This window comes from Algoriphagus confluentis (genome assembly GCF_036245625.1).
Lineage (GTDB): Bacteria > Bacteroidota > Bacteroidia > Cytophagales > Cyclobacteriaceae > Algoriphagus > Algoriphagus confluentis.
Window position 1 is genome coordinate 20069 of sequence record NZ_BTPD01000003.1, and the last position, 12499, is coordinate 32567.

At 45.3% G+C, this 12499-nt stretch carries 12 protein-coding genes; 3 read left to right on the forward strand and 9 right to left on the reverse strand.

Annotated features, from left to right (window positions below; all coding sequences use genetic code 11):
* Nucleotide 1 precedes the first annotated feature (1 nt).
* Nucleotides 2–1456, reverse strand: a complete 1455-nt coding sequence (locus AAA943_RS04850) for a DUF1501 domain-containing protein (protein ID WP_338223106.1) — start codon at nt 1454–1456, stop codon at nt 2–4.
* 1 nt (nt 1457) lies between these two features.
* Nucleotides 1458–3770 (reverse strand): DUF1553 domain-containing protein, encoded by a 2313-nt coding sequence (locus tag AAA943_RS04855; protein ID WP_338223107.1) that lies wholly within the window; start codon nt 3768–3770, stop codon nt 1458–1460.
* Nucleotides 3771–3997: 227 nt separating this feature from the next.
* On the opposite strand from AAA943_RS04855, the gene AAA943_RS04860 reads away from it, so the two are divergent.
* Entirely contained in the window at nt 3998–4432 is a 435-nt protein-coding gene (locus AAA943_RS04860; protein ID WP_338223108.1) for a hypothetical protein, read from the forward strand.
* A 178-nt stretch (nt 4433–4610) separates the two neighbouring features.
* On the opposite strand, the gene accC is transcribed toward AAA943_RS04860, so the two are convergent.
* The 7 genes from accC to pdxA all read right to left on the reverse strand — a co-directional run bounded on the left by accC (nt 4611) and on the right by pdxA (nt 10258).
* Nucleotides 4611–5960, reverse strand: coding sequence for an acetyl-CoA carboxylase biotin carboxylase subunit (gene accC / locus AAA943_RS04865; RefSeq protein WP_338223109.1), 1350 nt, complete (start codon nt 5958–5960; stop codon nt 4611–4613).
* Between the two features lie 24 nt (nt 5961–5984).
* Nucleotides 5985–6452 (reverse strand): acetyl-CoA carboxylase biotin carboxyl carrier protein, encoded by a 468-nt coding sequence (gene accB / locus AAA943_RS04870; protein ID WP_338223110.1) that lies wholly within the window; start codon nt 6450–6452, stop codon nt 5985–5987.
* 93 nt (nt 6453–6545) lie between these two features.
* Entirely contained in the window at nt 6546–7109 is a 564-nt protein-coding gene (gene efp, locus AAA943_RS04875) for an elongation factor P (RefSeq protein ID WP_338218934.1), read from the reverse strand.
* A gap of 20 nt (nt 7110–7129) precedes the next feature.
* Entirely contained in the window at nt 7130–8128 is a 999-nt protein-coding gene (locus tag AAA943_RS04880) for a beta-ketoacyl-ACP synthase III (protein ID WP_338223111.1), read from the reverse strand.
* Between the two features lie 225 nt (nt 8129–8353).
* Nucleotides 8354–8545, reverse strand: a complete 192-nt coding sequence (gene rpmF / locus AAA943_RS04885; protein WP_338218932.1) for a 50S ribosomal protein L32 — start codon at nt 8543–8545, stop codon at nt 8354–8356.
* Between the two features lie 12 nt (nt 8546–8557).
* Nucleotides 8558–9136: a YceD family protein gene (locus tag AAA943_RS04890; RefSeq protein WP_338223112.1), complete on the reverse strand. Its 579-nt coding sequence runs from the start codon at nt 9134–9136 to the stop codon at nt 8558–8560.
* 99 nt (nt 9137–9235) lie between these two features.
* On the reverse strand, nt 9236–10258 hold the full coding sequence (pdxA, locus tag AAA943_RS04895; protein WP_338223113.1) for a 4-hydroxythreonine-4-phosphate dehydrogenase PdxA: 1023 nt from the start codon (nt 10256–10258) through the stop codon (nt 9236–9238).
* Nucleotides 10259–10358: 100 nt separating this feature from the next.
* Here pdxA and rsmA point away from each other — a divergent pair, with 100 nt between their 5' ends.
* Together rsmA and mgtE are read left to right on the forward strand one after the other, a co-directional pair.
* Nucleotides 10359–11144, forward strand: a complete 786-nt coding sequence (gene rsmA / locus AAA943_RS04900; RefSeq protein WP_338223114.1) for a 16S rRNA (adenine(1518)-N(6)/adenine(1519)-N(6))-dimethyltransferase RsmA — start codon at nt 10359–10361, stop codon at nt 11142–11144.
* Nucleotides 11131–12498: a magnesium transporter gene (mgtE, locus tag AAA943_RS04905; RefSeq protein ID WP_338223115.1), complete on the forward strand. Its 1368-nt coding sequence runs from the start codon at nt 11131–11133 to the stop codon at nt 12496–12498. Before rsmA ends, mgtE begins: the two co-directional genes overlap by 14 nt.
* Nucleotide 12499: the final 1 nt, after the last annotated feature.

The window sequence follows — 12499 nt, forward strand, 5'->3', positions numbered from 1 at the left end:
ATCAGGCAATCAGGTCTTTGACTACTTTACCATGGACATCGGTCAGTCGATACCGTCTTCCCAGATGCTTGTAGGTCAGCTTTTCATGATCTATTCCCATCAGATGAAGCACTGTGGCTTGGAAATCGTGAACGTGAACCGGGTTTTCGGTGATATTGTATCCAAAATCATCTGTTTCTCCATAGACCATCCCGGATTTGACTCCGCCTCCGGCCATAAAAATGGAGAAGGCCCTGGGGTGATGATCCCGTCCATAATTCGTAGGGGCAATCTTTCCCTGACAATAATTGGTTCTGCCAAATTCCCCACCCCAAATCACCAGAGTTTCGTCCAATAGGCCTCGTTGCTTAAGATCGGTAATCAAAGCTGCCGAGGCTTGGTCCACATCCTTGGCTTGACCGATCATCTGATTGGGCAGGTTGTCATGAGCATCCCATCCCTGATGGTAAAGTTGAACAAAGCGAACGCCATTTTCGGAGAGTTTCCTCGCCAAAAGGCAATTGGCCGCATAGGTTCCGGGCACCAAACATTCCGGTCCATACAGCTTTACTATGCTATCGGGTTCTTTACTTACGTCCGTTATTTCTGGTACAGCAGTCTGCATGCGAAAGGCCATTTCGTATTGCTGCACCTTGGTGGTGATCTGCGGGTCGTTGAATTCTCGATAGCTTAAATCGTTCATTGCAGCTAAGTGGTCCAACATTTTTCTTCGCTGATCCCTAGTCATTCCATCCGGGTCGGAGAGGTAGAGCACCGGGTCTTCCGAGTTGGAAAACTGGACTCCCTGATGCCTCGCATCGAGAAATCCACTGGACCAAAGCTTGGAATATACACCTTGCCCATTCCCTTTGCCGCGGCTCAGAAGGACACAGAAGGCAGGAAGATTTTCATTTTCACTTCCCAGGCCATAGCTGAGCCAAGAACCCATGCTGGGGCGATTGCCCACTTGGGCTCCAGTCTGGAAGAAGGTCAATGCCGGATCATGGTTGATCGCTTCGGTATGCATGGATTTGACTATGCACAAGTCGTCTACTACCGAAGCTAAATGAGGGAAGAGAGAGGAAATCCAGGCTCTACTTTGTCCGTATTGATTGAATTCGAAGTAGGAACCCACCAATGGGAAAGAGCTTTGACCCGCGGTCATTCCGGTCAATCGCTGCCCCATTCGTATAGATTCGGGCAGTTCCTGTCCAAAGTTTTTGGTCAATAAGGGCTTGTAATCAAAGGTTTCCAACTGGGAGGGAGCTCCGTTTTGAAACAAATAAATGATTCGCTTGGCCTTCGGTGCAAAATGAGGCAGGGCCTGCATGATTGCCTCTTCACTTCCACTTTTGCCTGAGAACAAATCCGGAATCATCAAGGAACCCAATGCCACGCTTCCTATGCCTAAGCTTAGTCTGGAAAGAAACTTCCTTCGGTTGTGATTCAATCCCTGCTCTACTATTTCCTTTTCCATTTTAGCTCTTGGTAATGGTTTCTTCCAAATTATAAAGACTCATAATGACTTGCATCAAAGCTGCATTTTCTGCTGTGATAGCACTTGTGCTCATCGGATACTCTCCTATATTCAGAGTCTTTTCAACCTCTTCTGGATGGGTATTGAAATACTCCAGCTCTTCATCAAAATACTTTTTCAGAAGGTTTTTTTCTTGGGATTTCATTTCCCGACAAAGGATCCGAAGGAAAGCTTCCTCTATTGCTTTTTCGGGGTTGGTATGCTTTTCTGAAAGCTTGGTAGACAAGACCCTCGCTGCTTCCAAGACCATGGGGTCATTCATCATTACCAAGGCCTGTAGCGGGGTGTTGGTGCGGTTTCGGGAGATTTCGCAGCGGTCGCGATTGCTTGAATCAAAGATGATCGCTTTGGGTGGAGGTACTGTCAGTTTGATGAAGTTGTAGATGCCTCTTCGGTAAAGTTTTTCTCCTTCGTCTTGAATGTAGGTAGCTAATGTGCCACGGCCTGAAGTAGCCGCTTCCCAAAGTCCGGAAGGCTGATAGGGCTTGACGCTCGGACCTCCCAATTCCGTGACTAGTAGCCCACTGCTTGCCAGGATTAAGTCCTGAATATTTTCAGCCGGTAATCTCAATCTTGAAGAACGGGAGAGGTACAGATTTTCCGGATCTATTTCGAGGTGTTTTTTGGAGATTTCTGCAGACTGACGATAGGTAGAGGAGCTCATGATTTGCTTCAAAAGCCGCTTGATATCCCAGTCATTCTCCATGAAGTCGGCTGCTAACCAATCAAGCAGTTCAGGGTGTGTGGGCAGATCTCCCTGCATTCCAAAATCTCCTGCGGATTTGACGATTCCTTTTCCAAAGACTTCCTGCCAGATCAGATTGACAAATACTCGGGAGGTAAGTGGATTTTCTCTTGATGTCGCCCATTGGGCCAGTCCGAGGCGGTTTTTCTCATAGGCCTCATCAAATTCCAAAATGGAGGAGGGAGTAGAGGCAGTCACAGGGACTGTGGGAGCATCATAAACTCCTCGGTCCAGAATGTAGGTGGTTCTTTTCTCTGATTCGTCCAATTCCCCCATCACCGAGATGAGGAGTTGGGTAGTGTCTGGGTGATTTATGAAGCTGAGAATTCCGTCCAAGTCCTCTCGTTCCACCCAGAGAATGGGAGTTTTGGCTGGTTTGGTTTGGCTGATATCCCCTTCAAATCCTTTCTCTCTGGAATTATTGAAGAAGGCAAAAAGCTCATAGTATTCCTGCTGAGAAAAGGGATCGTACTTGTGGTCATGGCATTGCGCGCATTCCATGGTGATTCCCAAGATTCCTTTACTGAAAGTATTGGTTTTGTCCAATACATATTCGATGCGGTATTCCTCAGGAATGACGCCCCCTTCCTCGGTGTACTTATGGTTTCTGTTGAAGGCAGTAGCCAAGATTTGCTCTTTGGTGGGATTAGGTATAAGGTCCCCGGCTAGCTGCCAAGTGAGAAATTCATTGTATGGCAAGTTTTTGTTGAAAGCATGAATCAACCAGTCCCTGTAGGGCCATTGGGACCGAAATTCATCGTCCTGATATCCATAGCTATCTGAGTATCTGGAAATATCGAGCCAGAGAATGGCCAATTTTTCTCCAAAGGCAGGTTGGGAGAGAAGTTCATCCAAGAGCTTACCGTAGGTGTTTCCGTTTTTAAATCCTGCATACTTGGTAAGCAAGTCGGGACTAGGGGGAAGCCCCGTAAGGTCTAAACTGGCTCTTTTGATCAAGGCGAATGAGTTGGCTTCAGGATTGGGACTTAAGCCTCTTTCTTTCATTTTTTGGAAGACAAAAGGGTCAATTTCGTTTGATCCCCAGTCTGATTTGGGAATTTGGGGCTTTTCAATAGGCATGAAAGCCCAATGGGGCTCATACTTTGCACCCTGTTCGATCCATTTTTTGATGAGGGTAATTTCTGATTCTGTCAGGAAAAGATTGGATTCAGGTGGTGGCATTACCTCTCCGGGATCTGCTGAGGTGATGCGGTGATAGACTTCCGATTCGGATGGATTGCCTGAGACTAATGCAAACTTTCCCGGGTTTTCTTTCAGTGAGGCAAAGGCCCCTTCCTCTGTGTCCAGTCTGAGATCGGCTTCTCTTTTATTGGCATCCGGACCGTGACAAGCAAAGCATTTGTCAGATAGAATGGGACGAATGTGAAAATTATAGCTGACCTGATCTGTAGCCAAAAGGTCCGCCTGATCTGTGGAGGAAGTTTTGCAGGAAGCTAATCCTAAGGTCAGGGCAAGAGAAGCAGCAAGAATTTTCGACAAGGCGGACATTTGGGAAAATTGTTTAGGCTAAAAGTTATGGAAAAATTTTAAAAAAGGCATCCTGACTTTATTGCAAAAATATTGATCAAGTCAAATCATAAATTACCGAATTAATGATCCTCTTTAGTGCTATTTGCAAAATAAAAATCCGTCATTTTGGATAATCAATAAAGTTAAGAGCAAACGCATAAGGATTTGATTTCGAGTGAATTTACCTTGCTGGAAATATTGGTCCTATGAAAAAATCTGTACTTCATTTCGCTTTAGGTTTGGCAATTCTTGGGATTACTTTTTCCTGCAAAACCTATAGAAACGTGGAAAATCTACAGCCAAAAGTTTCAAAAGAGCTGCAAGATGGTCCTTTTGTCAAAGAATCTCTACACAAACTGATAGAAGGAGATAAGATTCACCTCATTACTCTTTCTGAAGAAACTTACAAGATGACTTTCATTCAGGTGAAGGAGGATAAGGTTGTAGGGAAGCTTTGGGGAAAAAATGGAAAAAGGGTATATCCAAGCCAGAATTTTGAATTTCCAATCGGGGAGATCGAGCGACTTTACACTAGGAGAGTAAGTACCGAAGCAACAGTTGCCCTCGGTTTGTTAAGTGCTCTGGGGATACTTTTTGGGATTTATGCATTAGCGGTTTCTTCGGGTGGGGGATATTGGTAGACAGAAATAAAAAAAAGAGGTTGTCTCATAAATCGTTTTGTTGTCAGCCTGAGCGCTTGAGAGACGGGAGTCTCGAAATCGAAGGCCATTTCCAGCTTTCCGGAGGACATTTCGACTTCACTCAATGTGACAAACTTCACTTTTGAGACAGCCTCTTCCAATAAGAATTAGAACAGCATTACCCTTTGATCACCGAGAAGTCAAATGTTTCCAAAAACTTCGTGGTGAAATCCCCTTCCTTGAATTGCTTGTTCTCCAATAAGGCTATATGGAAAGGAATAGTGGTTTTGATCCCGTCGATGACGAATTCCTCCAAAGCCCGCTTCATCCTCACGATTACCTCTTCCCGAGACTGGCCACTTACAATCAGCTTGGCAATCATGGAATCGTAATTCGGTGGAATCACATATCCTGCATAGACATGGGAGTCGACGCGTACGCCTCTTCCTCCTGGGAGGTGTAGGTTGAGAATCTTTCCAGGGCTAGGTCGAAATCCGTTGGTCGGATCCTCTGCGTTGATTCTACATTCCATAGCAAAGAGCTTTGGGTAATAGTTTCTTCCTGATATGGTCTCTCCCGCAGCTACCTTGATTTGTTCTTTGATCAAATCAAAGTCGGTGACTTCCTCTGTAATGGGATGCTCCACCTGAATTCGGGTGTTCATCTCCATAAAATAGAAGTTGCGATGCTTGTCTACCAAGAATTCAATGGTACCTGCTCCTTCGTATTTGATGGCTTCAGCTCCTTTGATGGCCGCTTTCCCCATTTCCTCCCGGAGTTCGTCCGTAATGAAGGGAGAAGGTGTCTCTTCGACTAATTTCTGATGTCTTCGTTGGATGGAGCAATCTCTTTCGGATAGGTGACAAGCCTTGCCGGTTCGGTCTCCGACTATCTGGATTTCGATGTGCCTGGGTTCCTCTACAAATTTTTCGAGGTAGAGTCCATCATTTCCGAAAGCAGCTCCCGACTCCATTCTTGCATCGTCCCAGGCTTTTTGGAATTCTTTTTCTTCTTTGACGATCCGCATTCCTCTTCCACCACCTCCTGCAGTAGCTTTCAGAATGACCGGATAGCCCATTTCGGCAGCTATTTTTTTGCCTTGAGCCACACTTTCCAACAGCCCATCAGAGCCAGGAATGGTGGGTACACCGGCAGCTTTCATGGTGGCTTTTGCGGTGGCTTTGTCTCCCATCTTTCCGATCATGTCGGGAGAGGCTCCGATAAATTTGATTCCGTATTCTTCACAGATTCTGGAGAATTCGGCGTTTTCGGAAAGGAATCCGTAGCCTGGATGGATTGCATCGGCGTTGGTAATCTCGGCAGCTGCGATTATTCTTGGGATATTGAGGTAGGATTCTCTGCTGGGTGCAGGACCGATACATACAGCTTCGTCTGCGAATCGGACATGGAGACTGTCCTTGTCAGCGGTGGAATAAACAGCCACAGTTTTGATCCCCATTTCCTTGCAGGTACGGATGATTCGGAGGGCTATTTCTCCCCGGTTTGCTATTAGAATTTTGTTAAACACGCTTTTTTAGGTTTAGTGAAAAAATCAACCTGCTGGGTCTACCAAGAACAAGGGCTGATCGTATTCTACAGGAGTAGCATTGCTGACCAAGATTTTCACAATTTTACCTGAAATTTCAGATTCGATTTCGTTGAAAAGCTTCATTGCCTCAATGATGCAGACGGTTTGACCAGCTTTGATTGTCGCGCCTTCAGTGACAAATGGCGCTGCATCAGGATTGGGAGTGAGGTAGAAAGTTCCAATCATCGGGGATTTGATCTCAAGAAGGTTGGATGGTGTCGCCGCTGGAGTAGGAGCCGGGGCAGGTGCAGGAGCCGGAGCGGATGCTACCGGAGCTGGTGCAGGAGCTGCTACCACTTGCTGTACAGGAGCTGCACTTGATTCTGCGTATTTCTTGATGGAAAGTTCGAATTCCTCTGTTTTTATCTTGACTTCTGCCAAGCCTGAGTTGGAAATGTAATCGATCAGTTCCTGAATCTCTTTAGCTTTCATAGGGTTTTGGTTTGTTCAATGTCCTAGACATTGGTTGGGGTTGAAAAACAAAAAGGCTATGTAATTTACAGAAATGACACAGCCAATAACAAATTATTTTACTCTTTCGGAATAGGACCCATCCCGAGTGTCGACCTTGATCATGGTGTCTTGATCCACGAAAAGGGGAACCATCACTGTAGCCCCTGTCTCTACCGTGGCAGGCTTCAGGGTGTTGGTGGCAGTGTCTCCTTTGATTCCAGGCTCGGTGTAGGTCACCATCAATTCCACGAAAGGAGGAAGCTCCACAGACAGCGGAGTCTCTGTCTCAGCATGAACAAGAATATCGACCAATTGCCCGTCTTTTAGAAGATTGGCTCTCTCGATCAGATGCTCTTCCAGAGACATTTGTTCAAAAGTCTCGGTATCCATAAAATGATGTCCAAGATCGTCTTTGTAAAGAAATTGGTGGGGTCTTTTTTCTACTCTCGCGGTGGTTACTTTTTCACCTGCGGAAAAGGTTTTGTCCAATACCTTTCCACTTCTGAGGCTTTTCAGCTTGGTTCTTACGAAAGCAGCTCCTTTTCCAGGCTTGACATGCTGGAACTCCACAATGGAATAAATATCATTGTTCATTTCCAGACAAAGTCCATTTTTAAAATCTGCAGTACTTGCCATAATTTACTTTTTCTGTTGTTTTATTTCGGGTCGTAGGCCCATTTGAGATAGATCGATCCCCAAGTGAAACCACCTCCAAATGCGGCTAAAATTAGATTGTCGCCTTTTTTCAATTGTTTTTCATATTCCCAAAGGCAAAGTGGAATGGTAGCAGCCGTCGTGTTGCCGTATCTTTCGATATTCATCATCACTTTGTCCGGGCCAACTCCCATACGGTTAGCGGTGGCATCAATGATCCGTTTATTGGCCTGATGAGGTACAAGCCAAGCGATGTCTTCGCCTTTCAGCCCGTTTCTTTCCATCACTTCAGCACTTACATCCGCCATATTGGTCACCGCAAATTTGAATACGGTTGCCCCTTCCTGATAGGCAAAGTGCTCCCGCTGGGCGATGGTTTCCGGAGAAGCTGGTTTGCGGCTACCTCCGGCCTTCATGTGAAGATAGGGTTCACCCGAACCGTCTGCCTTGAGAATGGCATCCATGATTCCAAACTCTTCAGTAGTGGCTTCAAGCAACACCGCTCCGGCCCCATCACCAAAAAGAATACAGGTAGTTCGGTCTTGATAGTCCACGATGGAGGACATTTTATCAGCCCCTACTACCACTACTTTTTTGTGGGTACCAGCCTGGATAAACTGAGCGCCAAGTTGTAAGGCGTATAAAAATCCGGAGCAAGCCGCCCCTACGTCAAAGCTGAAGGAATTCTTTGCGCCTACTTTATCTGCAATGATATTGGCAGTAGCAGGAAAAGGCATGTCCGGGGTGACGGTCGCGCAAATGATCAGTTCGATTTCCTTTGGATCAGTTCCGGTTTTTTCCAGCAGGCCTTTGACTGCCTCTATTCCCATTACTGAAGTTCCTTGGTTTTCACCTTTAAGGATCCTTCTTTCTTTGATCCCGGTCCTTGAGGTGATCCATTCGTCGTTGGTTTCGACCAGGGTTTCCAGTTCTTTGTTGGTCAGTCGGTACTCAGGAACATATCCTTGAATCCCTGTGACCTTGGCTCTAATTTTATCCATTCTTCTTGGGGTTTCAATGACTGCACAGGAATAGATGCGTCATTGGCTGGGTTGGTTTGATCCAGAATTAATGATAGGCGTCAAAAATAGTATAATGCCACCTGACCACCAAGACCCAAGCAGGTAAGCTTTTTGAATTCCCTCATTATCAGGATATTCCGATTGATTAAAAATAAAAAATCCATCCCTTGGGGAGGATGGATTTTCACTAAGTCTGACTTTAGATTAAGCCTGAATCTCTTTTTCGATGATTACTTGTCCTTTGTAGTACAATTTACCATCAAGCCAGAAGGCTCTGTGAGGCAAGTGCATTTCTCCTGTAGTTGGGCATTTTGCCAATCCAGGTGCTTCCAGTTTGTAATGAGTTCTTCTTTTATCTCTTCTGGTTTTCGAAATTTTGCGTTTAGGATGTGCCATTTTATGCGTGGTTTATGATTGTTCTTTGTTTTTTAATTTCAGCAGTTGTTCCCACCGTGGGTCAACCGGCTTTGATTCATTTTCTTCAGTTTCACTGCTCTCTTCCAGATTTTCCTCTTCTTCAGATTGAATGTAGACAAATCCACCTTCCACATCGTAGTCCTCCTCATCGAGTTCATTTCTGTGGTCGGGATGAATTTTTTTGGCAGGGAGAGCAAGTAGGATAAATTCATAAATCAATTGGGCTACATTGATTGATGGGGTATCTCTGGTGATCATGCTCACGTTTTCGTCAATCTCTTGCTCGATGGGGCCATACTTATAGATCATCACTTCGGAGGTTTCTAATTCATAATCAAAAACTTCCAAACTTCTGTCACAAGTCAGTTCGACCGTGCCTTGGATTTGGAATTCCAATTCGATCAAATTCGGCCCTTTGTCCATCAAGACCCGTACGGTCAAGTTGCCTTTATCCAGGATTTCGTTGTCTTCAAAATGTCTGAAGAAGATTTCATTGATTTCAAAGTCAAATTCGTGTTGCCCTTCTTTGAACTTAATGACTTCAATATCAAAGGTTTTCAAGAATTTCACGATTTCTCCTCCTGATTTAAGACCGCAAATGTAGGGATTTATTCAGGAATCAGGAAGCACATAGTAAAATATTATTTGGTGTATGGGCTAATTTTCTAATCAAATTTCTACTTCCTCCTGCTGATGGAGGGTGATTATGTCAGAGGCAAGCAGCAAAGCTGCCCTCATCGACCCCTCGTCTGCCAGGTTTTTACCCGCTATATTATAAGCAGTGCCATGGTCTGGAGAAGTTCTCACTACGGGCAATCCAGCCGTGAAATTGACACCCGTGCTAAATGCCATGGACTTGAACGGAACCAGTCCTTGGTCGTGGTACATAGCCAAAACCCCGTCAAATTTGGTTTGGTGCATCATTCCAAAAAAACCATCGGCTGGATAGGGGCCAAATACCAAGTGGTTTTTGTCCTTCAGCTCTCGGATGGCCGGCTTGATCACTTTTTCCTCCTCCTCTCCAAGCAAGCCGTCCTCTCCTGCGTGCGGATTCAGACCCAAAATCGCAATTTTTGGTTTGTTGATGCCAAAGTCCTGACTTAAGCTTTGGAGAAAAATAGTGGTCTTTTGGATGATTTTCTCTTTGGTTATCGCATTTGGAACTTGGGCCAAGGGCAGATGTCCGGTAATCAATCCTATTCTCAAATCATCGGAAATCATGGTCATCAGACTGTCTTTGGCCCCAAAAGCATCCGTAATGAATTCGGTATGGCCAATGAAGCGAAGTTCCTCACTGTTAATATTGTTTTTGTTGAGAGGGGCAGTGACCAAGCCTTGGATTTTCCCCGTTTTCAGATCTTCCACTGCGGCTTGAAGAGATGCCAAAGCAAACTTCCCTACTTCTTGGGTTTCGACTCCCGGAAGGATTTCAGGACAGTCTTCGGCCACATTGATCACATTGACCTTATGGTATTGTACTTCTTCAATGGATCGGATTTGGGAAAAATTAAAGCTTTCGAGGCTGAGTTGCTTTCGATAGTACACTACTGCCTTTCCATGACCATAAATCACCGGGGTAAAGGACTTAAAAACCCGGTTGTCGGAGAGTGCCTTTAGCGTGACTTCCAGTCCTATACCATTGATGTCTCCTATGCTGATGCCTAAAATTGGCCGATTTTTTTTCGCGTTCATATTTCTTTGGAAAAGCTATAAAGAAGAAAATTCCCAAGCCTTTTGGAATATTCCCTTAATTTTAAGGCTGCAATTTATAAAAAATAATCACAGCCCTAGGATGGAAAAGGTCAGAGCAAAAAAGCATTTGGGACAGCATTTTTTGACCGACCTGACCATTGCCGAGCGAATTGCTCAAGCTGTCACCGGGCATGGTGGGGTAGAGGCCGTTTTGGAGATTGGACCTGGCATGGGAGTGCTTACCGACTTTCTTTTGCAGGGAAATCTGAGGGTTTACCTCATCGATATCGACCGGGAGAGTATTGCTTTTCTCCACAAAAAATATCCCCAATTGGGAGAAAGGATTCTGGAAGGAGATTATCTGAAATATGATTTTTCCCGCCTGCTGCCTGAGAAGTACGCCATAGCGGGTAATTTCCCCTACAATATTTCTTCTCAGATTTTCTTCAAAGTCCTCGAGCAGCGGGATAAAATCACCGAGGTAGTCTGCATGCTGCAAAAGGAAGTAGCCCAGCGAATCGCTTCACCCAAAGGAAATAAAGATTACGGGATACTTTCGGTATTGCTGCAGGCATGGTACGATATTGACTACCTCTTTTCAGTGCCTCCTCATGTATTCAATCCTCCTCCCAAGGTGAATTCCGGCGTCATCCGTCTTATCAGAAACAGTGTCAAAAAGCTGGATTGCGATGAGAAGCTTTTCGTTAAGGTAGTAAAAGCAGGATTTGGCACTCGGAGAAAAACACTGAGAAATTGCCTTAAATCCTTCCAATTGCCTGAAGAATTCAAAACTCATCCCATGCTGGACCTGAGAGCAGAGCAGCTGGATGTGAGTGATTTTATGTTTTTAACCCAAAAAATAGAAGCCAGTCGTGGAACCCATTAAGCAATTTGAGCTATCCAAAGAATACCTGGAAAGTCTCCAACTGGGGATAGAACAGGGCGACATTGAGTTCATTCAGGAATCCCTGGAAGGAGTCAATGTGGCGGATATTGCCGCGATTTTGGACGAGCTCAGCATGAATGAGGCGATTTATGTGCTTCGTCTTTTGGAAAAGCAATTGGCTGCGGATATCCTGATCGAGCTGGATGAAGACTCTTTGGGTCGGGTCTTGAGGGAATTGGAAACAGCTGAAATCGCTTCCTGGATAGAATTGATGGATTCGGATGACGGAGCGGATATTTTAAGTTTTTTTCAGGAGAAAGAAAGAGAGGAGGTCATCGCCGAAATCCAGGATCGGGTCAAGCTGGAACAGATTCTCGAACTCCTCCGCTATGAAGAAGATACTGCAGGGGGGATTATGGCCAAGGAATTTATCCGGGCCAATAAAAACTGGAACATCCTTCAGACCATCAATGAAATCAGAAGACAAGCCGAAAACGTGGAAAAGATTTTTTCGATCTATGTGGTCAATAATCGTCAGCAACTTCTGGGAAGGGTTTCTTTAAAAAAAATCATTCTTGCGGCCTCCGATACCAAGATAGAAGACATCTATGAGGAGGATGTGATTTCAGTGCCTGTGACCATGGACCAGGAAGAGGTAGCTGCCATTATGAGAAAGTATGACTTGGAATCGGTGCCAGTGGTCAATGTGAAAAACAAACTGGTCGGAAGAATTACCGTCGATGATATCCTCGATGTAGTCCAGGAAGAGGCCGATGAAGATATTCAGGCAATGGCCGGGGTGTCTGCGGATATTGAGGAATCCGACTCCGTGTTTACTATTTCCAAAGCCCGTTTACCTTGGCTTCTGATTGGGGTGATGGGAGGATTGATGGGAGCAAAAATCATTGGATTTTTTGAGGATGGACTGAGTAAGTACCTGGCCTTAGCCTCTTTTATCCCCTTAGTGGCGGCGACTGGAGGCAATGTGGGAATTCAGGCTTCCTCCTTGATCGTGCAGTCCCTGGCCAGCAAGTCTGCCTTTGATGATACGCCCTTTCAGCGCTTTGTCAAAGGGCTTTTTGTAGCCTTGCTCAACGGAGTGGTATTGGGTGCTTTTGTATTCTGCGTGGTGGTATTTTTGTATGGGTTTGAGCCGATTTTCGGGGTTACCGTTGGTTTTTCACTCTTCTGCGTCGTCTTGTTGGCTTCTTTTATGGGGACAGTCACACCGATAGTATTGAACCGGTTTGGGATCAATCCGGCTATCGCCTCCGGCCCCTTTATCACCACCACCAATGACCTTTTGGGTCTAGCTGTATATTTTGGTGTGGCCATGCTGTTACTTAAGCTTTGAC

Excerpts from the sequence above, each read along its gene's own strand:
- AAA943_RS04850 (WP_338223106.1), bottom strand. The coding sequence starts at position 1,456 with ATGGAAAAGGAAATAGTAGAGCAGGGATTGAATCACAACCGAAGGAAG.
- AAA943_RS04855 (WP_338223107.1), bottom strand. The coding sequence starts at position 3,770 with ATGTCCGCCTTGTCGAAAATTCTTGCTGCTTCTCTTGCCCTGACCTTA.
- AAA943_RS04860 (WP_338223108.1), top strand. The coding sequence starts at position 3,998 with ATGAAAAAATCTGTACTTCATTTCGCTTTAGGTTTGGCAATTCTTGGG.
- accB (WP_338223110.1), bottom strand. The coding sequence starts at position 6,452 with ATGAAAGCTAAAGAGATTCAGGAACTGATCGATTACATTTCCAACTCA.
- efp (WP_338218934.1), bottom strand. The coding sequence starts at position 7,109 with ATGGCAAGTACTGCAGATTTTAAAAATGGACTTTGTCTGGAAATGAAC.
- AAA943_RS04880 (WP_338223111.1), bottom strand. The coding sequence starts at position 8,128 with ATGGATAAAATTAGAGCCAAGGTCACAGGGATTCAAGGATATGTTCCT.
- rpmF (WP_338218932.1), bottom strand. The coding sequence starts at position 8,545 with ATGGCACATCCTAAACGCAAAATTTCGAAAACCAGAAGAGATAAAAGA.
- pdxA (WP_338223113.1), bottom strand. The coding sequence starts at position 10,258 with ATGAACGCGAAAAAAAATCGGCCAATTTTAGGCATCAGCATAGGAGAC.
- rsmA (WP_338223114.1), top strand. The coding sequence starts at position 10,359 with ATGGAAAAGGTCAGAGCAAAAAAGCATTTGGGACAGCATTTTTTGACC.